The sequence below is a fragment of the Frigoribacterium sp. PhB107 genome (assembly GCF_003751515.1).
Taxonomy (GTDB): domain Bacteria; phylum Actinomycetota; class Actinomycetes; order Actinomycetales; family Microbacteriaceae; genus Frigoribacterium.
In genome coordinates this window covers 1-21163 of sequence record NZ_RJKU01000003.1, presented here as the reverse complement: position 1 = coordinate 21163, position 21163 = coordinate 1, and the positions used below count along the sequence as shown (strand labels likewise).

General features: G+C 73.1%; 20 protein-coding genes. 10 read left to right on the top strand and 10 right to left on the bottom strand.

The window, feature by feature from the left end; all coding sequences use genetic code 11:
- The first annotated feature begins 61 nt into the window (after window positions 1-61).
- Window positions 62-1660 (top strand): SulP family inorganic anion transporter, encoded by a 1599-nt coding sequence (locus tag EDF18_RS13600; RefSeq protein WP_123548384.1) that lies wholly within the window; start codon window positions 62-64, stop codon window positions 1658-1660.
- Between the two features lie 19 nt (window positions 1661-1679).
- On the opposite strand, the gene EDF18_RS13595 is transcribed toward EDF18_RS13600, so the two are convergent.
- The 3 genes from EDF18_RS13595 to EDF18_RS13585 all read right to left on the bottom strand — a co-directional run bounded on the left by EDF18_RS13595 (window position 1680) and on the right by EDF18_RS13585 (window position 4444).
- Complete coding sequence (locus tag EDF18_RS13595) at window positions 1680-2720, bottom strand: C40 family peptidase (protein WP_123548383.1); 1041 nt, start codon at window positions 2718-2720, stop codon at window positions 1680-1682.
- Window positions 2721-2837: 117 nt separating this feature from the next.
- Window positions 2838-3467 (bottom strand): DUF1992 domain-containing protein, encoded by a 630-nt coding sequence (locus EDF18_RS13590; protein ID WP_123548382.1) that lies wholly within the window; start codon window positions 3465-3467, stop codon window positions 2838-2840.
- 53 nt (window positions 3468-3520) lie between these two features.
- Window positions 3521-4444, bottom strand: a complete 924-nt coding sequence (locus EDF18_RS13585) for a PfkB family carbohydrate kinase (protein WP_123548381.1) — start codon at window positions 4442-4444, stop codon at window positions 3521-3523.
- A gap of 203 nt (window positions 4445-4647) precedes the next feature.
- Between EDF18_RS13585 and EDF18_RS13580 the strand changes: the two genes are divergently transcribed.
- Window positions 4648-5169, top strand: a complete 522-nt coding sequence (locus EDF18_RS13580; RefSeq protein ID WP_123548380.1) for an SRPBCC family protein — start codon at window positions 4648-4650, stop codon at window positions 5167-5169.
- Window positions 5170-5344: 175 nt separating this feature from the next.
- Window positions 5345-6400, top strand: coding sequence for a TerC family protein (locus EDF18_RS13575; protein ID WP_123548379.1), 1056 nt, complete (start codon window positions 5345-5347; stop codon window positions 6398-6400).
- A 348-nt stretch (window positions 6401-6748) separates the two neighbouring features.
- Here EDF18_RS13575 and EDF18_RS13570 read toward each other — a convergent pair whose 3' ends face one another.
- The 4 genes from EDF18_RS13570 to EDF18_RS13555 form a co-directional block, all read right to left on the bottom strand.
- Entirely contained in the window at window positions 6749-8251 is a 1503-nt protein-coding gene (locus EDF18_RS13570; protein WP_123548378.1) for a PTS ascorbate transporter subunit IIC, read from the bottom strand.
- 44 nt (window positions 8252-8295) lie between these two features.
- The gene (locus EDF18_RS13565) at window positions 8296-8568 is read right to left on the bottom strand and encodes a PTS sugar transporter subunit IIB (protein WP_123548377.1); all 273 of its coding nucleotides are present in this window, start codon (window positions 8566-8568) and stop codon (window positions 8296-8298) included.
- Window positions 8569-8680: 112 nt separating this feature from the next.
- On the bottom strand, window positions 8681-9151 hold the full coding sequence (locus EDF18_RS13560; RefSeq protein WP_123548376.1) for a PTS sugar transporter subunit IIA: 471 nt from the start codon (window positions 9149-9151) through the stop codon (window positions 8681-8683).
- Window positions 9152-9379: 228 nt separating this feature from the next.
- Window positions 9380-10540 (bottom strand): ROK family transcriptional regulator, encoded by a 1161-nt coding sequence (locus EDF18_RS13555; RefSeq protein WP_123548574.1) that lies wholly within the window; start codon window positions 10538-10540, stop codon window positions 9380-9382.
- Window positions 10541-10631: 91 nt separating this feature from the next.
- Between EDF18_RS13555 and EDF18_RS13550 the strand changes: the two genes are divergently transcribed.
- The 5 genes from EDF18_RS13550 to EDF18_RS13530 all read left to right on the top strand — a co-directional run bounded on the left by EDF18_RS13550 (window position 10632) and on the right by EDF18_RS13530 (window position 17225).
- Complete coding sequence (locus EDF18_RS13550) at window positions 10632-12797, top strand: transketolase (RefSeq protein WP_158614682.1); 2166 nt, start codon at window positions 10632-10634, stop codon at window positions 12795-12797.
- A gap of 377 nt (window positions 12798-13174) precedes the next feature.
- Window positions 13175-14209, top strand: a complete 1035-nt coding sequence (locus EDF18_RS13545) for an iron-siderophore ABC transporter substrate-binding protein (RefSeq protein WP_123548374.1) — start codon at window positions 13175-13177, stop codon at window positions 14207-14209.
- 36 nt (window positions 14210-14245) lie between these two features.
- The gene (locus tag EDF18_RS13540; RefSeq protein ID WP_369878364.1) at window positions 14246-15292 is read left to right on the top strand and encodes a FecCD family ABC transporter permease; all 1047 of its coding nucleotides are present in this window, start codon (window positions 14246-14248) and stop codon (window positions 15290-15292) included.
- A 59-nt stretch (window positions 15293-15351) separates the two neighbouring features.
- Window positions 15352-16383 (top strand): iron chelate uptake ABC transporter family permease subunit, encoded by a 1032-nt coding sequence (locus tag EDF18_RS13535; protein WP_123548572.1) that lies wholly within the window; start codon window positions 15352-15354, stop codon window positions 16381-16383.
- Window positions 16380-17225: an ABC transporter ATP-binding protein gene (locus tag EDF18_RS13530; RefSeq protein ID WP_123548373.1), complete on the top strand. Its 846-nt coding sequence runs from the start codon at window positions 16380-16382 to the stop codon at window positions 17223-17225. The genes EDF18_RS13535 and EDF18_RS13530 overlap by 4 nt, the downstream gene beginning before the upstream one ends.
- Window positions 17226-17453: 228 nt before the next feature.
- On the opposite strand, the gene EDF18_RS13525 is transcribed toward EDF18_RS13530, so the two are convergent.
- From EDF18_RS13525 to EDF18_RS13515, 3 genes are all read right to left on the bottom strand, one after another.
- Entirely contained in the window at window positions 17454-18482 is a 1029-nt protein-coding gene (locus tag EDF18_RS13525; protein WP_123548372.1) for a hypothetical protein, read from the bottom strand.
- Between the two features lie 183 nt (window positions 18483-18665).
- Complete coding sequence (locus EDF18_RS13520) at window positions 18666-19079, bottom strand: hypothetical protein (RefSeq protein ID WP_123548371.1); 414 nt, start codon at window positions 19077-19079, stop codon at window positions 18666-18668.
- Window positions 19080-19173: 94 nt separating this feature from the next.
- Window positions 19174-19638, bottom strand: a complete 465-nt coding sequence (locus EDF18_RS13515) for a phage holin family protein (RefSeq protein ID WP_158614681.1) — start codon at window positions 19636-19638, stop codon at window positions 19174-19176.
- A gap of 269 nt (window positions 19639-19907) precedes the next feature.
- Between EDF18_RS13515 and EDF18_RS13510 the strand changes: the two genes are divergently transcribed.
- Window positions 19908-20213 carry a Dabb family protein gene (locus EDF18_RS13510; RefSeq protein ID WP_123548369.1) on the top strand — a complete coding sequence of 102 codons (306 nt, stop codon included), beginning with the start codon at window positions 19908-19910 and terminating at the stop codon, window positions 20211-20213.
- Window positions 20214-20282: 69 nt separating this feature from the next.
- Window positions 20283-20831, top strand: coding sequence for a hypothetical protein (locus tag EDF18_RS13505; protein WP_123548368.1), 549 nt, complete (start codon window positions 20283-20285; stop codon window positions 20829-20831).
- Window positions 20832-21163: the final 332 nt, after the last annotated feature.

Here is a 21163-nt window from a genome sequence, read left to right as displayed (position 1 = left end):
TCGATCACACGGCAGTGTCGCCGGTCCCCCGATCTTCTCACCACACCACCCGGAGCACACCGTGACCGTCGACTCCCCCCAGCCCCGCGCTGTCGCGCCCGCTCGTCCCGACGACAGCGTGCGCGCGGTGCTCCGCTCCCCGCGCCTCCTCACCCGGGAGGCGCTGGCCGGCATCGTCACCACCCTCGCCCTCGTGCCCGAGGTGATCTCGTTCTCGGTCATCGCCGGCGTCGACCCGATGGTCAGCCTGGTCGCGTCGGTCGTGCTCGCCGTGGTGATGTCGCTGCTCGGCGGCCGACCCGCGATGGTGACCGCCGCAGCGGGCTCGGTCGCCCTCGTGATCGCGCCGCTCGTGCGCACCCACGGCGTCGAGTACGTGCTGCCGACCGTGCTGCTGGCCGGCGTCGTCCAGATCGTCTTCGGCACCGCCGGCCTCGCCCGCCTCATGCGGTTCATCCCGCGCTCGGTGATGATCGGCTTCGTCAACGCGCTCGGCATCCTGATCTTCGTCGCGCAGGTGCCGCACCTGATCGACGTGCCGTGGATCGTCTACCCGCTCTTCGCCCTGACCATCGCGATCGTCGTCCTGCTGCCGCGGTTCACGACCGTCGTCCCGGCGCCGCTCGTGGCGATCGTGGTCGTGACCGTCATCGTCGTGGCCGCGGGTCTGACCGACGTGCACACCGTCGGCGACGAAGGACCGATGGGAGGCGGCCTGCCGGGACTCACCCCGTGGCTGGTGCCCTTCAGCCCGGAGACCCTCGGCATCATCCTGCCCACCGCGCTCAGCGTCGCGTTCGTCGGCCTGATGGAGACGCTCCTCACCGCGAAGCTCGTCGACGACATCACGGAGACGCCCTCGCACAAGGGCAAGGAGTCGTGGGCCCTCGGCGTCGCGAACATCGCCGCGGGCGCCTACGGCGGCATCGCGGGCTGCGCCATGATCGGCCAGACCGTCGTCAACGTGAAGATCGGCCGCGCACGGACGCGGGTCTCGACGCTCGCCGCCGGGCTGTTCCTGCTGCTGCTGGTCACCGGGCTCAGCTCGGTGATGGCGCGGATCCCGATGGTCGCCCTCGCCGCCGTGATGATGGTGGTCGCGATCACGACCGTCGACTGGCACAGCGTCCGGCCGTCGACGCTGAGGCGCATGCCCGTGCCGGAGACACTGGTCATGGTGGTCACGGTGGGGGTCGTCGTCGCGACGAACAACCTCGCGATCGGGGTCGCCGTCGGCGTGCTGCTCGCCATGGTGCTGTTCGCCCGGCGCATCGCGCACGTCATCCGGGTCGAGCGGACCGTCGAGCCCGCGACCGCCGACGGCGACAGCGACAGCGCCGGCCCGGGCGCGGACGGCTCCGCCCGCCCGCGCGCTCGCGTCCGCTACGACGTCGTGGGCCCGCTCTTCTTCGGCAGCAGCAACGACTTGGTCGAGCACTTCGCGTACGCGGACGACGCGGCCGTCGCCGGCGACTCGGCGCACTCCACGACCGTCCTCGTCGACCTGAGCCGCGCCTCCGTGTGGGACGCCTCGAGCGTCGCGGCCCTCGACTCGGTCGAGACGAAGTTCGCCGCGCACGGCCTCCCCGTCGAGTTCGTCGGCTTCGACGAGCGCAGCGGCTCGTTCCACGGACGCCTCACGGGCCAGCTCGGCGGCTGAGCGCGCGGTGGGCGGTGCGCTACGCGCCGATGCGCACGAAGTGGTGCGGCGAGTCCCAGATGGGCCGCACGCTGACGGACCCGCCGGGCTTCGGTGCGTCGAGGATCATCCCGTTGCCCGCGTAGATGCCGTCGTGGGCGAGGTTGTCGAAGACGACGAGGTCGCCCGGCACCGCGTCGGCGGCCGGGACCCGCGTGCCCTCCGTGTCCTGCGCGGGCACGTAGTGGGTCAGCGAGATGCCGAACTGCGCGTACACGAACGTGATCAGGCCCGAGCAGTCGAACTTCGTCGGATCTTCGCCGCCGTGCACGTAGGGCGTGCCGATGTACTGCATCGCGACGGCGAGCACCTGGTCGCGGTCGAGGGTGTCGTAGAGAGGGTCGGCCAGGTAGGAGGCGGTGGTCCGGCCGTCCCACTCGCTCGAGCTCGCCGCCTTCGCGTTGCGGAGCAGCTGCGTCTGAGCGTCGACCATCGACGTCGCCGAGTACCCGTCGCGCTCGACGTCGTCCAGGACGACCGCCGCGTCGACGGAGAGGTGCTGCTGCCCGCTCGCGGAGGCGCCGGCGGAGAAGCCCGAGCCGCCGGCCGCGGCCTGCGCCTCCTGGTCGGAGCCGGCGATGAGCGGGAGCGTGCCGCTGGCGGCGAAGCCCACGAGCGCCGCGACGACGGAGACCTTCTTGACGACGGCGACGAGCCGACGCGATACGGGAGCAGGCGACGCCGAGGCAGGCGAGGACGGCGCATCCGCGGACGACGACCGGCCGGCGGGCGCGTCCCGTCGGGCCAGCGCGAGCAGCCCGCGGCGCTCGGCACGGGCCGACAGGGCGGCACGGGCAGCGCGTCGGCCGCTCAGCCCGGGCACCGTCACGACGGCGGCCTCGGCGGCGGCGACGGACGCGTCGACGAGCGCCTCGGGCTGCACGAACGAGGCCCGGCAGCTCTGCGGCAGCACGGCGGCCTCGGCCCGACGGCGACCTCGGGGACGCAGCAGCGGGGCGGCCTCTCCGCCTCGTCCGTGCGCGTCGTGACCTGACGGGCTCGGGGAGGCGGTGGTCGTCACGCGGGCGGTCCTCACGGTAGGTCGGTCAGCAGGGAACGTTCGACTGTATCGCGGTTCGTCCCCCGAGCCGAGTCCGCTCCCAGGTTCATCCGGGTCAGCGGCGGCGGGTGAGCCGTCTCACCCGTCGCGCCGTCGCCTCCTCAGCTCACGACGGAGCGCGCGTCGTTCGCGCCAGGTCGGCGGGGCAGGCGGGACCGCAGCGGCGCGGGCCGCGCGACGGTCCTCGCGGCGCTCGCGCCACCTCCTCAGCTCGTCGTCGACGTCGCGGGTGGGAGTCACGACGGGAGGTCCGCCGGTCAGCTGGCGCCGCGCCTCCACGATGCGGGAGTTGAAGTCGTCGAGGTGCGCGCGCACCGCGGCTTCGGTGCCGAGGCCGTCGAGCACGTCGTCGAGCTGCTGGTGCTCGGTGCGCAGCGAGAGCGCAGGAGGCGCCAGGCCGGTGAGCCCCTCCCTCTCGATCAGGCCACGGATCCACCAGTCGGGGTCGACCGTGCCGCCGGCGAGGCCGGGCAGCGGCTTGCCTGCCAGGGGCAGGTCGTCGAACTCGCCGCGCTGCACGGCCAGGTCGATGGCGGTGCGGGCCCAGGCGCGCATCTCGGCGGCGGTGCGGGTGTCGCGCGGGGCGTCGTCGGGCGGGCGCTCGCCCTCGGCCCGGTAGCGGGCTGCGGCGACTCGCGGGTCGCTGCGGCGCGGGTCGCTGCGCGCCGAGTCGTGCCGGGCCGCCGATCCGCCCTCCTCCGCTGACATGCCGTCGAGGGTACGCCGCGCCTGCCGGGTCGTCCCAGCGGTCACGAGGCGGGCTACAGTTCGCGCACGCTCACGACCGCACGCAGCGCCGCGATCGCGTCCGGGTCGCCCGAGCCCAGCCCGTGGCGGGTCACGTTCAGCGCGCCGGCCGCGGTGCCCGTGACGACCGCCTCCTCCAGTCCGCCGCCCGCGGCGAGCACGGCGGCGACACCGGCCGTGAGCGAGTCGCCCGCGCCGCGGGTGTCGACGACCTGCATCGACGGCACGCTCACCTCGAACACGCGCGCGCCGGGCCCGTCGAGCACGAAGGTGGGCAGGTCCGAGCAGGTGACGACGACCGACGACGCCCCGCGCAGCCGCAGGTCGCGCATGGCCTCGACGATCCGCTCGGGGGTGCTCTCGGTGATCAGCTCGTCGGCGAGCAGCTCCTGGTCGCTGACCTTGAGCACGTCGACGCCGCCCTCGAGCACCGCCTCCAGCCGCTCGCCGGCGAGGTCCGCGACGACGACGCGGTCCACTGCCCGCAGGTCGGCGGCGAGACGCCGGTAGACGTCGACGGGCAGGGTGTCGTCGCCGGACGGGCCGCTGAGCACCGTGACGTCCGACTCGAGCCCGGCCCGCAGCGCGAGTCCGTACAGCTCGTCGAGGTCGTGTCGGCTGAGGGCGTCGCCGGGGGTCTCGACGAGCTCGTCCCGCTCGCCGTCGCGGCGGTCGTGCACGTAGGCCGCGCCTCGGCCCTCGCGGCGGACCGACAGCAGCGGCACGCCCTCGTCGTCGCAGAGGTGCCCGACGACCGCGCCCGTCTCGCCGACGAGCGCGGCGACCACGACGACCTCGGCCCCGAGCGTCTGCAGCATCCGCGCCTGCCAGAGCCCCTGCCCGCCCGCGTGCACGTGCACGTCGGCGCCGGAACCGTGGTCCTCGACGGTGACCGTGAGCACGGGAGAGGGGGCGAAGACGGCGACTCGGCCTGCCATGGTGGTCCGTTCTGTGGGGCCCCGCGGGTGCGACGGCTGACAGGCAGAACGAACCACGTGGTGCGGTGCGCGGCTCCCAGCGGTCTCCCGGGCGGCTCTGTGATCACGCGCGGGCCTGCATGAGGAGAGACCGAGCCGAGGAGGCGCGGTGCAGCGCCCGCAGGCCGACCAGTCCCCCGAGCGGGTGACTCCGAACCATCCTCATGACCACCACAGCGAGCGCGATCCGCGAGGGAGTGACGACGGCGTCCCTCGAGCGGGCGTGGGAGATCGGGACCCCGATGACGCCGGTCGGGTTCTACCCGCGCTCCGGCCCCCTGCCTGCCGTCGTCGCCGTCCACGGACAGACCGGCCCCTGGGACGCCCCGGGCCAAACCCGCCGACTCGAGCTCTCCGGCGGCGGCCAGCTGGTCGAGACGCTCGTGACCGTGGCCCGTCCGGCGTTGTTCGTCTACGAGCTGACCGACTTCCGCGGCCCGCTCCGCTCGCTCGTCGAGCGCGGCCGCGCCGAGTGGTGGTACGAGCCCCTCGACCGTCAGGACGAGGAGGGATCGGGCACCCGCGTCTGCTGGCAGTACTCGTTCGACGCGAAGCCCGGCCGCGGCCTGCTGGTGCGTGCCGTGGTCCGGCTGCTCTGGGGGCCGTACATGACGAAGGTGCTCGGGGGCGTGACCGCCGAGATCGACCGGGTCGCCGCCTCCCCGGACCAGGCTCCCACCGCCTGAATCCCGCCAGGCCCCTACCGCCTGAAGCTTGCAGCGACCGCAGCTTCACAGCAGTGTCGGGGCAGCTTGGGGGCACGCTGACAGCGCCGATCGACTTACCGTCGATCAGACCCCCTTCGCCGCGCGTGCGCAGGGCCCGCTGCCTCACAGCCCGACCTCTGCGGAGAGACCTCCCGTGAACATCACCCTGACCACCTGGCTCATCACCATCGGTGTGACGATCGCCTTCTTCGTCTACGAGTTCTTCACGCACGTGCGCAAGCCGCACGAGCCCACGATCGGCGAGTCCGCTCGCTGGTCGGCCTTCTACATCGGCCTCGCGTTGCTCTTCGGCGTCGGCATCGGCTTCACGAGCGGCTGGGGCTTCGGCGGCGAGTACTTCGCCGGCTACCTGACGGAGAAGGCGCTGTCGATCGACAACCTCTTCGTGTTCCTGCTGATCATGACCGGCTTCGCCATCCCGCGGATGTACCAGCAGAAGGTGCTGATGATCGGCATCGTCATCGCCCTGATCATGCGTGCCGGCTTCATCGCCGCCGGCGCCGCGCTGATCGAGAACTTCTCGTGGGTCTTCTACATCTTCGGCGCCCTGCTCTTCGTGCTGGCCTACCAGCAGCTCAAGGGCGACCACGGCGGCAACGCGGCCGACAACATGTTCGTGCGCGTCGCCCGCCGCGTCCTGCCGGTGCACGACGACTTCAACGGCGACAAGTTCACCGTCAAGGTCTCGGGCAAGCGCTTCGTCACGCCGCTGCTGCTCTGCGTCATCGCGATCGGCTTCGTCGACCTCGTCTTCGCGCTCGACTCGATCCCCGCGATCTACGGCCTCACCAACGAGGCGTACATCGTCTTCACGGCCAACGCGTTCGCGCTGATGGGCCTGCGTCAGCTGTACTTCCTGATCGGCGGGCTGCTCGAGCGCCTCGTCTACCTGTCGCAGGGCCTCGCGGTCATCCTGGCCTTCATCGGCGTCAAGCTCGTGTTCCACGCCCTGCACGTCAACGAGGTGCCCTTCATCAACGGCGGCGAGCCGCTGCTCTGGGTGCCCGAGATCCCGATCTGGCTGTCGCTGCTCTTCATCGGAGCGACGATCACCGTCGCGACCGTGGCCAGCCTCGCCAAGACCCGGGGCGATGCCGAGAAGAAGAAGCGCGACAAGATCGAGGGCGAACCGATCACGCACGCACACGACTCCTCCGCCTCGAAGAAGGACGACAGCGCGGCGCACTAGCCCGCACCGCTCGTCTCCTCCTCGCACCGCACCGCACCGCCGCAGAGCGCCGCGTCCCCGTCTCGGGGACACGGCGCTCTGCCGTTCCCGGGGCCCCGCCTCCTACGGCCGCGCCCCACGGAACACCGCGTTGTGGACCGAGCACCCCGAAACAAGGGGGTGTTTCGTCCACAACGGGGTGTTCCCGCCCCTCGGGCGCGGTGCAGACGCGTGCAGCCACAGCCACAGGCACAGGCACAGGCACAAGCACAGACGAAGGAGGCGCGGTGCCGGTCAGACCGACACCGCGCCTCCTGCGCGCACCTGCCCCGCGCACCCTGCCTCAGCAGCAGCGCGCGGGGCTCGGGCTCACGACGTGGCTGCCGCCTCCTTGGCGCGCTTCGCCGCGGCGTCCGCCTCGGCCTTCTCGGCAGCGAGGCGCTCGTCACGCTTCGCGCCGGGCACCCAGCCGCCGTCGACGAGCTTGATCTGGTAGATCGAGGCGCCGATCACGAGGGCCGCGCCGATGACGAGGCTCAGGACCACGCCCACCATCGGGCTGCCGAGGAAGCTGGCGCCGATCAGCGTGCCGAACCAGCCGAAGTCGGCGTCGCCGAACGTGCTGTTCGCGAAGCCGAGGTTGCCGAGCACGAGCAGCAGGATCGCGGGCAGGAACGTGATGATCAGGCCGTTGACGAACCCGCCGACCATCGCGCCGCGACGTCCGCCGGTCGCGTTGCCGAAGACGCCCGCTCCACCACCGGTGAAGAAGTGGGGCACCATGCCGGGCAGGATCAGCGCGAGGCCGAACACCGGGTTGAGCCACGCGGCGAGCACGCCGAGGGCGACGAGGCCTCCGGCGAACGACGAGAGGAACCCGATCAGCACGGCGTTGGCGCCGTACGGGAACACCAGCGGGATGTCGAGCGCGGGCTTGGCGCCCGGCACGACCTTCTCGGCGATGCCCTGGAACGCGGGGACGAGCTCGCCGAGCACGGTGCGCACGCCGTAGAGGATGATCGCGACGCCGACGCCGAACTGCAGCGCCTGGGCGAAGCCGGCCATGATGAACGCGCCCGCGTCCGTGACGCCGAAGATCTCGAACGCCTCGGCCTGCGGCAGGCTGATCAGGCCCCAGATCGTGAAGACCAGGTAGATCAGCACCATCGACAGGCTCGTGGCGACCATCGAGTCACGCAGGAACTTCAGGCCCTGGGGGAACTTGATCTCCTCGGTCGACTTGCTCTTCTTGCCCACCGCGATGCCGGCCGAGGCCGCCGCGACGTAGCCGAGGGTGCCGAAGTGGCCGATGGCGATCGAGTCGTCACCGGTGATCTTCTTCATGAAGGGCTGCGCGAACGCCGGCATGACGACCATGATCACGCCGAGCAGCACGGCGCCGAGCAGCACGGTGAGCCAGCTGAGGCCGTCGCCGAGGCCGACCGACAGCACGACGGTGAGCAGCACCGACATGAACACCATGTGGTGCCCGGTGAGGAAGATGTACTTCAGCGGCGTGAAGCGCGCGAGCGCGAGCATCACGAGGAAGCCCAGCACGAGCACGTAGGCGCTCTGCGCGCCGTACTGCTCCTGCGCGACGGCCGCGATGACCTCGTTGGTGGGGATGACGCCCTGGGCGCCGGTGACCGCGAGGATCAGCGTGCCCAGCGGGTCGAGCGCCCCGGTGACGACGGTGGCGCCCGCCCCCAGGATCAGGAAGCCGATGGCCGCCTTGAGCGCGCCTCCCACGACCTGTCCGGCGTTGCGACGCAGGGCGATCAGTCCGATCGCCGTGATGATGCCGATCAGGTAGGCAGGCACGTTGAGGATCTGCTTGCCGATGAAGTCGAGTACGACGACCAGCCACTCCATTGGGACTCCTTAGTTGTTGGTGTTCGGGACCGACTGACCGGGGGTCAGGCGATCGAGTCCTGGATCTTCTGCTGGATCTCGGCGACGTTCGTGAAGTTGTCGATGACGACGACCTTCGCCGGGACCTGGCCGAGCTCCTCGACGAGGTCCTCGCTCGTGAGCACGAGCTCGGCGGTGCGGGCGGCGCCGCGGGCGGTGCCGATGTCGGCGGCCTCCACGTCGGCGTCGATGTCGAGCGCGCGGAGCGCCTTCTCGGCGTTCATCTTGAGCAGCACCGAGGTGCCGATGCCCATGCCGCAGACGGTGATGATCTTCATGGTGCTGTCCCTTCCGGGGGGTCGAGTGCTGGTGTTCGTGCGTTCGGGTGTCCGTGGTGCGGAACCGGCGCCGAGGAGGCGCGGGTCGCATCGGCCTCGGGAGGCCGGTCGGCTAGACGGCCGCGGCCTGCGCGAGCTCGTGCAGGGTGGCGAGCACCTCGTCGGGCGTCTGCGCGGCACGGAGGCGGGCGAGGCCCTCGTCGTCGGCGAGCACGCCGGCGAGCGCCGACATGACCTCGATGTGGCCGTCGTGGTCGAGGGCGGCGAGGCCGATGACGAGGTCGACCGGGTCGTTCGTCTTGTGGCCGAAGGCGACGGGCTCGGCGAGGCCGACCCACGAGAGGCCGGTGCGCGCGACGGCGGGCGACGGGCGGCTGTGGGCGAGCGCCAGGCCGGGGGCGATCACGATGTAGGGGCCGAGCTCGTCGACCGCCGCGATCATCTCGTCCGTGTAGGCGTCGGTGGTGGCGCCCGAGGCGACGAGGCCGGCGCCGGCGAGGCGGATCGCCTCGCGCCAGTCGGCGGCGTGCGCCGCGGTGGTCACGGCCTCGACGGAGAGTTCTTCGGCCAGGTCGACGGTCATGGGCGGGCTCCTTCGCTCGGCGCCGCGGGGGCGCGTGCCTGCTCACGCGAGCAGGGTCGCCCGACAGGTGTCGACGGGCGCGCCCCGACTCTAGCTCGGATCGAGCCTTTTGACCACTCGTGTTCCAAAGTCGATGCCGTCTCGACAGCGCGACGCCGAGGCCGGGGCCCCGGCAGGGCCGGATCCGCCGGGAGCGCGGGAGGCGGGGGCGGGACGAGGAGGCGCGGGCTACGCGCCCGGGGCGCGTCGGCTCGTCGCGGCGCTCACGCGGGCCACGTCGAAGAGCTCGTCCTGCGCCATGAGGGAGGCGCCGCGCACCCCGGCCTTGTCGCCCAGCCGGGCCCGCTCGACCACGAGGCCGCGGCGCGAGAAGTCGTGCGTGCCCGTGAGCAGCGCCGACCGGATGCCCGCGACGAGACGCTCGCCCGTCTCGGCGAGGTTGCCCCCGACGATCACGGCCTGAGGGTTGAGCAGCCCCACGACGTCGGCGAGCGCCTCGCCGATGCGGGTGCCCACGGCGTGCAGCTGCTCGAGCACGAGCGGGTCGTGGGCCCGCGCGGCGGCGACGATGTCGGCGCTGGTGGCCACGTCGTGCCCGGCGTCGCGCAGGGCGCTGCGGATGGTCGCGCCGCTCGCCTCCAGCTCGAGGCGGTGGAGCGGCTCGTGGGAGGCGCGCGGCGCGCTCAGCTGGCCCGCGCCTCCTCGGGCCCCTCGGTACACGTGCCCGTCGAGCACGAAGGCGCAGCCGACGCCCATGCCGACCTTGACGACGGTGAGGTGCGAGTACTCGGGCCAGCTGAGGCGGGACTCGCCCACGGCGAGGATGTTGACGTCGCGGTCGACGGCGAAGACGGCGTCGAAGCCGGCGAAGTAGTCGTCGACCCGCACCTCCTCCCAGCGGGGGTCGAGCTGCGGGCTGCCGAGCCGGCCGGTGACCGCGTCGACCGGCCCGGGCACGCCGACGCCGATCGCGCGCACCTCGGCGCGGCTGCGACCGAGGTCGGCGAGCAGGAAGTCGAAGACCTGGATCGCCCAGGAGAAGATCTCGTCGGGGCCGTCGTGCAGGCCGATGTCGGCCTCGTCCTCGCTGAGCACGGTCGAGACGAGGTCGGTCACGCCGACGCGGGTGTGCGAGCCGCCGATGTCGATGGCCAGGATCACGCCCGCGTCGGCGGCGACCGCGAACTCCTCGGGCGGACGGCCGCCGCTGCTGCTGAGCTGGCCGGCGCTGACGATGAAGCCCGCCTCGAGCAGGTCGTCGAGCCGTCGGGCGAGGGTGACCCGCGACCAGCCGAGCTGCTCTATCAGGTCACTGCGAGTCGTCGCCTCGCCGCGGCGGATCAGGTCGAGCACGATGCCGGAGCCGGTGGAGGGCGTCCTGGGGGTCATCACCACGCTGCGCTCCTCTGCGATCGGTGGGCGTCGACTCGTCGGGCCGAGCTCGGTTGACTTCAGTCTAGGTGTAGACGAAAGTGGGGCCATGGCCGACGACGTCCCCTCGACTCCCCCGACAGACACTAGCCGTGAGGCCGCGACCGACGGCGCCGCTGCCTCCGCCGCACCCGCCGCCTCGCGCGGCGACGCGGCCGCCGAGGCCGACGCCCTCGAGGCCCGTGCCGTCGCCGCCGCGATCATGATCCCCGCCCAGGTGGTCCAGGCGAAGGGCCACGGCCACGCCGGCACCGCGATGGCGCTGGCTCCCCTCGCGCACACGCTGTTCCAGCACGTGCTCCGCCACGACCCCGCCGACCCCGAGTGGACCGGGCGCGACCGCCTCGTGCTCTCGGCCGGCCACGCCAGTCTGCTGCTCTACGTGCAGCTCGCCCTGACCGGCTACGGCCTGGGCCTCGACGAGCTCGCCCTCAGCCGCACCCTCGGGTCGCGCACCCCCGGCCACCCCGAGCTGCACCACACGCCCGGCGTCGAGATGAGCACCGGGCCCCTGGGCCAGGGGGTCGCCTCCGCCGTGGGCCTCGCACTCGCCGCACGCCGCGACGAGGCGCTGCACGGTGCGGGCACGGGACTCTTCCGCAGCACGACCTGGGTGATCGCGGGCGACGGCTGCCTGCAGGAGGGGGTCTCGGGCGAGGCGTCGAGCCTCGCCGGCACCCTCGGCCTCGACGAGCTCGTGCTGATCTGGGACGACAACAGGATCACGATCGACGGCAGTACCGACATCACCTTCGGCGAGGACGTCCGGGCCCGCTACCGCGCCTACGGCTGGCGGGTGCTCGAGGTCGACGACGCCGCCGACCTCGACGCGCTGCGCTCGACCCTCGAGCAGGCGCGCGAGCGCGAGGGCGGCGCCGGCCGCCCGACGCTCGTCGCCGTCCGCTCCGTGATCGGCGCCCCCTCCGCCCTGCGCGGCGGCACCTCCGCGGCGCACGCGGGTGGGTTCGGCGACGACGAGGTGGCGGCGGTGGCGACCTCCCTCGGGTTCGCGGCGGGCGCCTCCTTGGCTGACCTGCTGCCGGACGACGTGCGCGACTGGGCGCTGGGCGCCCGCGACCGCGGAGCCCGGCTGCACGCCGAGTGGGACGAGCGCGAGGCCGCCTGGCGCCGCGAGCACCCGGCGGCGGCCGACCGGCGCGACGCGGTCGCCGCGGGCGCGGACGAGGAGGCGGTGGCCGCGGCCCTCGCGACCGTCGCGGTCGACGACGGCGCCGCCACGCGCACCACCTCGGGCGCCGTGCTCAGCGCGGTGCACGAGGCCGCCCGGCTCTGGGGCGGCTCGGCCGACCTCTCGTCGTCGACGAACGTCGCGATCCCGGGCGAGGCCGTCAGCGCCGACCGGCCCGGCGGGGACTTCGTGCACTTCGGGATCCGCGAGCACGCGATGACGGCGATCCTGTCGGGAGTCGCGCTGCACGGGCTGTGGCGGCCCTACGGCTCGACCTACCTCGCATTCAGCGACTACGCGCGGCCGAGCATCCGCCTCGCGGCGCTGATGCAGCTGCCGGCGCTGTACGTGTACACGCACGACTCGGTCGCCGTCGGCGAGGACGGGCCGACGCACCAGCCGGTCGAGCAGGTCGCGTCGCTGCGGACCGTGCCGGGGCTGGACGTCGTGCGTCCCGCAGACGCGCGGGAGGTCGTGGCGGCGTGGGGGCGCCTCCTCGGCTCGGGATCGAGTTCGGGGTCGAGCTCGGGCGGCCGGCCCGCCGGCTCGGAGCGGACGGTCGCGCCGACCGCGCTCGTCCTCTCGCGCCAGGCCCTCCCCGACCTCGAGGGAGGCGACGCCACGGAGCAGGGAACGCCCCGAGGCGGTTACGTCCTCTGGCAGCAGGGAGGCGGTGGCGACCTGGCCCTGATCGCCACCGGCAGCGAGGTGCAGGTCGCGCTCCGCACCGCGCGGCTGCTCGCCGACGAGGGCGTCGACGTGCGCGTCGTGTCGCTGCCGTGCCTCGAGTGGTTCGAGCAGGAGCCCCGGGCCTACCGGGACGAGGTGCTGCCGCCGTCGCTGCGGGCCCGGGTCACGGTGGAGGCCGGCTCGCGGCAGCCGTGGGGCCGCTACGCGGGGCTCGACGGCATCAGCGTCGGCATCGACGAGTTCGGCGAGTCGGGCTCGGGCCCGGAGCTGCTGCGCCTCCGCGGTGTCGACGACGCCGCGGTGCTCGCCGCCGCCCGCGGGGTCTTCGCCCGCTAGCCCCGCCTCCTCGCCCCTCCCCCGCACATGCCGACCGTGACGCCCGGACACGCCCGGGATGCACCTCAGCACGCGGCGTGTCGGCGCCGCATGGTCGGCATTTGCGGCTGGGAACGGGTTGCCGACACCCGTCGCCCCGGATAAGGTAAGGCACACCTAACACGGCGATCACCCGTGAGAGCCCCCGCGCCGGACAGCACCGGCGAGAGGGGCTGTCCGTCGACGCGGCACGCACCCGGCGTGCCCTCCCGACACCGGGCGATCCGTCGTGCCCCCGGCACGTCCGCCACGCCTCCCGCAGCCGTGGCACTCGCCGCGGCAGGTCCGCACCGCCTCGACCGCACCTCCTCCCCTCGCCCCACCTCCGGAAGGCCCCCATGTCCCGCACCTCGCGCCTCCTCGCCCTGAGCGCCGCCTCCGTCCTCGCCCTCGGCCTGACCGCCTGCTCGACCGGAGCCGGCTCCGGCACCGACGGCGGCAGCACCGACGGCGCGGCCGGCGACTTCACGCCCGTCACGATCGAGCACGCGCTCGGCACGACGACGATCGACGAGAAGCCCGAGCGGGTCGCCACGGTGAACTGGGCCAACCAGGAGGTGCCCCTCGCGCTGGGCGTCGTCCCGGTCGGCATGGCGCGTGCGGACTTCGGCGACGACGACGGAGACGGCATCCTGCCGTGGGTCAGCGAGAAGCTCGACGAGCTCGGCGGCGAAGCCCCCGTGCTGTTCGACGAGACCGACGGCGTCGACTTCGAGGCCGTGGCCGACACCGAGCCCGACGTGATCCTGGCCGCGTACTCCGGCCTGACGCAGGAGGACTACGACACGCTCAGCGAGATCGCGCCCGTCGTCGCCTACCCCGAGACCGCGTGGGGCACCTCCTGGCGCGACATGATCGCGTTCAACAGCCAGGGCATGGGCATGGCCGCCGAGGGCGAGCAGCTCGTCGCCGACCTCGAGGGCGAGATCGCCGAGGTCGCCGACGCGCACCCCGAGCTGACCGACTCCACCGCGATGTTCCTCACGCACGTCGACACGACCGACCTCAGCGAGGTCAGCTTCTACACGACGCACGACACCCGCGTGCAGTTCTTCGACGACCTCGGGCTGGAGCAGCCCGCGAGCATCCGGGAGGCGTCCGACTCGACCGACCTGTTCTCGCTCACCCAGAGCGCCGAGACGGCCGACACGTTCGACGACGTCGACGTGATCGTCACGTACGGCGACGACGAGCTCGTCCAGACCCTCGAGGGCGACCCCGTCCTGTCGCAGATGCCGGCCGTCGCGAACGAGGCGATCGTCGCGCTGCCGAGCACCGGCCCGCTGGGCACGGCCGCGAACCCGACGCCCTTGTCGATCTCGTGGATCCTCGCCGAGTACGCCGACCTCCTCGCCGAGGCGTCGCAGAAGTAGCCCCCGGCCTAGCCTTCGAGAGCAGTCAGCAGCAGCGTGACCGTCACCACCACCTCCGGGGCCGCCTCGGACGTCGCCGCCGTGCGTCTTCCGAGGCGTCTCCGTCCCGTCTGGCTGCTCGCGCTGCTGGGCGTGCTCGTCGTGGTGATGGTGCTGTCGCTGACGATCGGCTCGAGGTCGGTGTCGATCGACGACGTGCTCGCCGCGCTGGGAGGCGCGACCGACGGCTTCGACCGCGCCTCCGCCGCGAAGCGGATCCCCCGCACCCTGCTCGCCGTCGCGGCGGGGGCGGCCCTCGCCGTCGCCGGGGCCGTGATGCAGGGGGTGACGCGCAACCCGCTGGCCGACCCGGGGATCCTCGGGGTCACGACCGGCGCCTCCCTCGCGGTCGTCACCGGCCTCGCGTTCTTCGGCCTGAGCGCCGCGACGAGCATCGTCTGGGTCGCGATCGTCGGCGCCGCCGCGACGGCCCTGTTCGTGTACACGGTCGGATCCCTGGGACGAGGAGGCGCCACCCCCCTCAAGCTGGCCCTGGCCGGGGCCGCGACCTCGGCCGCGCTCGCCTCGTTCATCACCGCCGTCGCGCTGCCCCGCGGCGACATCTCGGCGAACATCCGCTCGTGGCAGATCGGCGGCGTGGGCGGCGGCACGTTCTCGAGCCTCGGCCAGGTGCTGCCGTTCCTCGCCGTCGGGCTCGTCGTCTGCCTGCTCTCGGCCAAGGCGCTAAACTCTCTGGCACTCGGCGACGAGCTCGCGGCCGGCCTCGGCGAGCGCGTCGCGGTCGTCCGCGGGCTGTCGGCCCTCGGCGCCGTCGTGCTCTGCGGGGCGGCGACCGCCGTCACGGGCCCGATCGGCTTCGTCGGCCTCGTCGTGCCGCACGCCTGCCGGCTGCTGACCGGCGTCGACCACCGCTGGCTGCTGCCGTTCTCGGCGGTCGGGGGCGCGGTGCTGCTCACCGCCGCCGACGTCGTGGGGCGGGTCGTCGCCCGGCCCGCCGAGATCGACGTGGGGATCGTCACGGCGCTGATCGGCGCCCCCTTCTTCATCTGGATCGTCCGCCGCGCGAAGCTGAGGGCGCTGTGAGCGGCGCCGACCTGCGCTCCGCGAGGGGCGCCTCCTCGACGGCTGCCGGTGCCGCGCGCATCGCGAGCGTCGCCTCCGACGTCGCCCGCGGCCGCGCCCGCCGGGGCCGCCGCCGTCGGGCCGTGATCGGCCTGCTGGCCGCCGCCGTGCTGGTCGTCTTCGTGCTCACCCTCATGGTCGGGCGCACCTTCTACGGGCCGGGCGAGGTGCTCGGCGTGGTCCTCGGGCAGGACGTGCCCGGCGCCTCCTTCACCGTCGGCCGCCTGCGACTGCCGCGTGCCGTGCTCGCGATCGCCGCCGGCCTCTGCTTCGGCCTGGGCGGCGTGACGTTCCAGACGATGCTGCGCAACCCGCTCGCGAGCCCGGACATCATCGGCATCAGCTCGGGCGCCAGCGCCGCCGCCGCGTTCGCCATCGTGACCCTGTCGCTCGACGACGCGCAGGTCTCTGCCTTCGCCATCGCCGCGGGGCTCGCCGTCGCGGTGCTCGTCTGGCTGCTGTCGAAAAAGGGCGGCGTCGCGGGCACGCGGCTCGTGCTCGTCGGGATCGGCGTCGCGGCGATGCTCGACAGCCTGACGGCGTACGTGCTGTCGGGGGCGGCGCAGTGGGACCTGCAGGAGGCGCTGCGCTGGTTGACGGGGAGCCTCAACGGCACGAACTGGCCGCAGGTCGTCCCGGTGCTGGTCGCGCTCGTCGTGCTGACGCCCGTGCTGCTCTCGCGGTCGCGCGACCTCTCGGTCACGCAGCTCGGCGACGACACGGCCTCGGCCCTCGGGGTGCGGGTCGACCGCACGCGGCTGGTGGTCATCCTCGCGGCCGTGGGCCTCATCTCGTTCGCGACCGCGGCCTGCGGGCCGATCGCGTTCGTGGCCTTCCTGTCCGGCCCGATCGCAGCACGCATCATCGGTCCGCACGGCTCGCTGCTCGTGCCCTCGGCGCTCGTCGGGGCGCTGCTCGTGCTCGTCGCCGACGTCGTGGGGCAGTTCGCGCTCGGCACCCGGTTCCCCGTCGGGGTCGTCACCGGGGTGCTCGGCGCCCCGTACCTGATCTACCTCATCGTCCGCACCAACCGTGCCGGAGGCTCGTTGTGACCACCGACCACTCGCTCGTCGCCCGACGACTCACCCTCGGCTACGGCGACCGCGTCGTCGTCGACGACCTCGACCTCGCCGTGCCGCCCGGCCGCATCACCGCGATCGTGGGGGCGAACGCGTGCGGCAAGTCGACGCTGCTGCGCTCGATGTCGCGCCTTCTCCGGCCGCGTGCCGGGCAGGTCGTACTCGACGGCGCCGAAGTGCACCGGACGCCCGCGCGGCAGCTGGCCCGCACCCTCGGCCTGCTCCCCCAGTCGCCCGTCGCGCCCGAGGGCATCACGGTCGCCGACCTCGTCGGCCGGGGGCGGCACCCGCACCAGGGCCTGCTCTCGCGCTGGAGCTCCGCCGACGACCTCGCCGTCGCGGAGGCGCTCGAGGCGACCGAGACCACCGGCCTCGCCGACCGCTCGGTCGACGAGCTGTCGGGCGGGCAGCGACAGCGGGTGTGGATCGCCATGGCGCTGGCGCAGCAGACCGACGTCCTGCTGCTCGACGAGCCGACGACCTTCCTCGACGTGAGCCACCAGGTGGAGGTGCTCGACCTGCTCACCGACCTCAACCGCAGCCGCGGCACCACGGTCGTGATGGTGCTGCACGACCTCAACCTGGCCGCGCGCTACGCCGACCACCTCGTCGCCCTGGCCGACGGGCGGGTGCACGCCGCGGGCACGCCGCACGAGGTGCTCACCGAGGACTGCGTCCGCGCCGTCTTCGGCCTCGACAGCCGGGTCGTCGACGACCCGACGACGGGCGCGCCGATGATGCTGCCGCTCGGCCGGCACCACGTCGTGGGCGAGGGGCCCGTGCGCCGCGAGTCCTCGTCCGAGTCGACGCCGTAGGAGGCGCGGGCGCGTCCCGCGGATGCCGACGGTCGGGCGAGAACGTGGGCTGCAACACCGGGAGATCCAGTTCTCGCGAACGGCGTTGTCGGCATCTGCGGACCACACCGTGTTGCATCGATGCGTCTCGCCTGCTGGCGGCGGCGCGAACGACGGAGGGCCGCCCGACGAACTCTCGTCAGACGGCCCTCCGGGGCGGTGCAGGTGGTGCAGGTGGTGCGGTGCTGACTAGCCGGTGAACGCGGCGTTCGCGCGCACGGGCACGGCGACCGGAGCGGTCGGGCCGGCCGGCACGGGGGTGACGACAGCGCCGTCAGCCAGGACCGTGACGGTGCCCTGCAGGGTGACGCCCGATTCGAGGCCACCGATGGTGATGAAGTACGTGCCCGCTGCGGGCACGGCGTCGGCAGGGATGACGACGGTGCCCTGGACACGGCCCTGGGCGTCGGCCGTCAGGGTCACGTCGAGCGGGCTCGCGCTGGCGGCGTTCTCGACCGCGAAGTAGACCTCGAGGGCCTCGTTCGGGAAGAAGCCGCCGCCGTCGACCGTGATGCCGGTCGTGCGGGCCTGGGTGACAGTGAGCGTGGCGGGCTGGTAGGTACCGGTCGGCGCGGGGATGAACCAGGTGCTCTCGTCGCCGAACGCGACGGCCTGCACCGACGAGGTCAGGGGCGACGGCGTGATGAAGCCGTAGGCGAGGACGGTCGCGTCGGCCGCCTGGTCGCCGTCGGCGTCGATGGCGTCGATCGAGGCCTGGAACTCGGCAAGCGTGGCCTGCGCGCCGGCGACGTAGGTGCCGAAGGCCTGCGAGGTGATCCAGGCGCTGTCGGCGGTGAAGCCGGCGTCGCCCGTGGCGACGGGACGCAGCGTCGTGAACTGGGTACCGGTGCCCGTGTCGTTGACGAACATCGGCACCTGGAAGGTCGCGTCCCCGAGCGAGACGAAGTCGGCGTCGAGCACGAGGTCGGTCAGCGTGCTGGCCGGGGCGTCGTACGCGTTGAGCACCTGGACGTTGCCGCCGGCCGAGTTGAGGCCGGCGCCGTCGAAGGTGACCGTGCCGGCGGGAGCCGCGACGTCGCCGAGGAACCAGCCGGTCGTGGGGTAGGTGTCGCCCTCGACGCCGAGCTGGTCGTTCGTGGTGACGCGGTCGGCCGTGTCGGGGTCGAACGCGGCGTTCGCCGTGCCGGAGACGGCGACGACGGAACCGAGGACCGCGGCGGACGCCACGGCCACGGAGAAGATGCGGGACTGCTTCACTGGTGATCCTTTTTCTCAGAGTGAGCCGCGCCGGGTGAGGGGCGGCAGAACGGTGATCCCCCCATCACGGCGTCTGCGCAGGGGTGCGCCGTCGCATCGAGAAAGGTTCTGAGTAAGTGTCACTGATTTGCGGCTGCTTGGGAAGCCCTGTGACGAACCAGTGCGCATCCGCGGGGCGCCCGGCTACCGGCTGATCGTCTTCCCGACGGCGACCCCGACGAGCACGGCGGCCACGACCGTGACGACGGGTCGACGCCGCGCGTTCCGGCGCACGAACGCCGCGACCCCCGTGCCCTCGTCGTCCGTGTCCAGCGATCCGACGGTGCGGTCGACGACGTCCGAGGTCGCCCGGCCGGCCTTGTCGGCGAACCGCTCGCCTCGGTCCTGGGCGCGGTCCAGCACCTCGGAGGCCGCCTCCTTCGCCTTCTGCACCAGCCGGTCGGTGCTGCTCAGCCCGCCGGTTCCGCCGCGGCCGTCGCTGTCGCGTCCGGCGGAGGTGCTGCCGTCCCGGTCGCCCGGGGCCGCGTACCGGCGCTCGGCCTCGTCGAGGGCGCGGCTGGCGGCGCGCTTGGCCTTGTCGCTGAAGGACTCGCTCATGGGGTGTCTCCTCGTCTGCCCGCCGTGCGGGCGTCGTGTCGTGGGGGGTCGTGGGGTTCGGGGCGGGTCGCGATGGTGGGGAGCCGCCGGGTGGTCAGTCGCGGCCCGTGACGGACTCGTCGCCGCGCGACGTGAGCCCGGCGATCGTGTCCGCCGGGACGGGCGGGACGCCGCGTCCCAGTGCCGAGACGCCGACCTTGAGGACGACCGCCGAGACGATCGCGAACACGGCGAAGGCGATGAGGGTCGCGGCCCAGAGCGGCAGCGCGACGGCGAGGGCCGTCACGGCGACGGCCGCGAGCAGCCCGACGGTGACGAGGGCGAGCACGGCGCCGACCCCCACGAGGACGAGTCCCGTCCGCGCGCTCCTGGCACGGTCGGCGACCTCGGCCTTCGCCTTGCCGATCTCGCCGCGCACGGCCTTCACGATCGGCTCGATCGCGCGGCTGCCCAGCTGGTCGGCCCGGCTGCTCAGCTGGTCGCGCAGGCGCGCTCCGGTACGGCCGTCGTCGGTGCGCGTCTCGGCTGCGCCGGTGTCGGTGGTGTCCTTCTCGGCCACGGGGCTCCTCCTGGTCTCGGCCCTGCTCCCCCGCATCTCCCCGGGGGAGGCGCGGTGCAGGACTCCCCATCAAGTCGTGTCCCGCTCCTCTGCCGTCACGCACCTCCGGCTGGCTCCCAGCTTCACGCAGCCCGGCACTCGTCCCCCGGCCATCGCGCGCCGATCGTCCGTCTCCCGTTCCTCTTCTCTGCGGGATCGGCGCCGCGCCTCCTCGGGGTCCAGGCTGGGACGAGCGACCGGGAGCCGGTCGGCGACGAGAGGAACGCGACATGGCCGAGACGACAGAGGTGCTGCACGTAGTGCTGGCGGAGTGGAACGACGGGGTCGACGCGACCGCCCGGGCGACGACGATGTCGGACGAGCACCTGACCACCATCGACGGCGTGCTGTCCGTGTCGAGCGGCCCCACCGTCAGCGGAGAGGGCCTCGAGGGAGGCTTCGACTGGATGCTCGTGGTCCGCTTCCGCGACCGTGCCGCCCTCGACGCGTACCTCCCGCACCCCGAGCACCTGCCGGTCGCGGGCTTCCTGCGCGACTCGGCCGCCCGGGTCGTCGTCTTCGACATCGCGGCGTAGGGCGCGGTCGCTCGCGGCCGGCCGGAGGTGCCGCTGCCCCGAGCGCGCAGCCGTCCCTAGAATCGGCGCATGCCCTACGACGAGTGGTACGACGACGACACCCGCGAGGCGGCGACGGCGCGGGTCCTCGAGCGCAGGGCCACGAAGCCGGGCGACCGCAACGTGCTCACGGTGGTCGCCGACGAGTTCGGCATCCCGCAGCAGACGCTGCGCGCCTGGGTCGAGGAGGCGGCACCCGAGCCCGAGAAGCCAGCCCGCAAGCCCCGCCCCAAGTTCTCGCAGGTCGTGACGACGCGGATCGAGCCGGCGCCGGTGCCGGCGCCCGAGGTCATGCCGGACGCGGACGTCGAGCCTGACGAAGAACACCAGTCGGAGCCGGAGCCGGAGCCGGAGGCGGAGGCGGACGCGGACGCGGAGGCGGACGCGGAGGCGGAGGCGGACCGCGAAGCCGGACCGGACGTCGAGACCCAGCCCGCACCTCCTGCCCCGACCCCCGTCGCTGCCCGCGCTCCGGTGCCGCGCACAGACGAGATCGCGGCCCTCGAGGCGGAGGTCGCCGCGCTCCGTGCCGGCAACCGCGTGCTCACCGAGGCCATGCGCGTCCTGCTCGACCCCTGACCTGACGCCCGACCGTCGCTCTCCTCACTCAGGAAGATGGGTCCTGGGTCGCGCAACTCAGGACCCATTCGTCCTGATCCGTGCACGACTCAGGACCCGTGCACGCTCGATTCCTGAACGCTGATGCCGAGACAGCGGGCCGAGGAGGCGCGGGCCCCGTCCCCTGGACGTGCCCACCACCTCCTCGGTAACGGTCAGGTAACGCACCAATCTCATCCAGCGAGGGTGGCGAACCCCTGTCAACTCCCCACCGGGAACCACAGACAAGGAGAACCATCGTGAACATCTCACGCAAGACCATCACCAAGTCCGCCTTCGGCATCGTCGCCTCC

What these genes read in the sequence shown, in the direction of transcription:
- EDF18_RS13590 (WP_123548382.1), bottom strand. Translation starts at nt 3,467, where the DNA reads ATGTCAGCGGAGGAGGGCGGATCGGCGGCCCGGCACGACTCGGCGCGC.
- EDF18_RS13585 (WP_123548381.1), bottom strand. Translation starts at nt 4,444, where the DNA reads ATGGCAGGCCGAGTCGCCGTCTTCGCCCCCTCTCCCGTGCTCACGGTC.
- EDF18_RS13580 (WP_123548380.1), top strand. Translation starts at nt 4,648, where the DNA reads ATGACCACCACAGCGAGCGCGATCCGCGAGGGAGTGACGACGGCGTCC.
- EDF18_RS13570 (WP_123548378.1), bottom strand. Translation starts at nt 8,251, where the DNA reads ATGGAGTGGCTGGTCGTCGTACTCGACTTCATCGGCAAGCAGATCCTC.
- EDF18_RS13565 (WP_123548377.1), bottom strand. Translation starts at nt 8,568, where the DNA reads ATGAAGATCATCACCGTCTGCGGCATGGGCATCGGCACCTCGGTGCTG.
- EDF18_RS13560 (WP_123548376.1), bottom strand. Translation starts at nt 9,151, where the DNA reads ATGACCGTCGACCTGGCCGAAGAACTCTCCGTCGAGGCCGTGACCACC.
- EDF18_RS13555 (WP_123548574.1), bottom strand. Translation starts at nt 10,540, where the DNA reads ATGACCCCCAGGACGCCCTCCACCGGCTCCGGCATCGTGCTCGACCTG.
- EDF18_RS13550 (WP_158614682.1), top strand. Translation starts at nt 10,632, where the DNA reads ATGGCCGACGACGTCCCCTCGACTCCCCCGACAGACACTAGCCGTGAG.
- EDF18_RS13545 (WP_123548374.1), top strand. Translation starts at nt 13,175, where the DNA reads ATGTCCCGCACCTCGCGCCTCCTCGCCCTGAGCGCCGCCTCCGTCCTC.
- EDF18_RS13520 (WP_123548371.1), bottom strand. Translation starts at nt 19,079, where the DNA reads ATGAGCGAGTCCTTCAGCGACAAGGCCAAGCGCGCCGCCAGCCGCGCC.
- EDF18_RS13510 (WP_123548369.1), top strand. Translation starts at nt 19,908, where the DNA reads ATGGCCGAGACGACAGAGGTGCTGCACGTAGTGCTGGCGGAGTGGAAC.
- EDF18_RS13505 (WP_123548368.1), top strand. Translation starts at nt 20,283, where the DNA reads ATGCCCTACGACGAGTGGTACGACGACGACACCCGCGAGGCGGCGACG.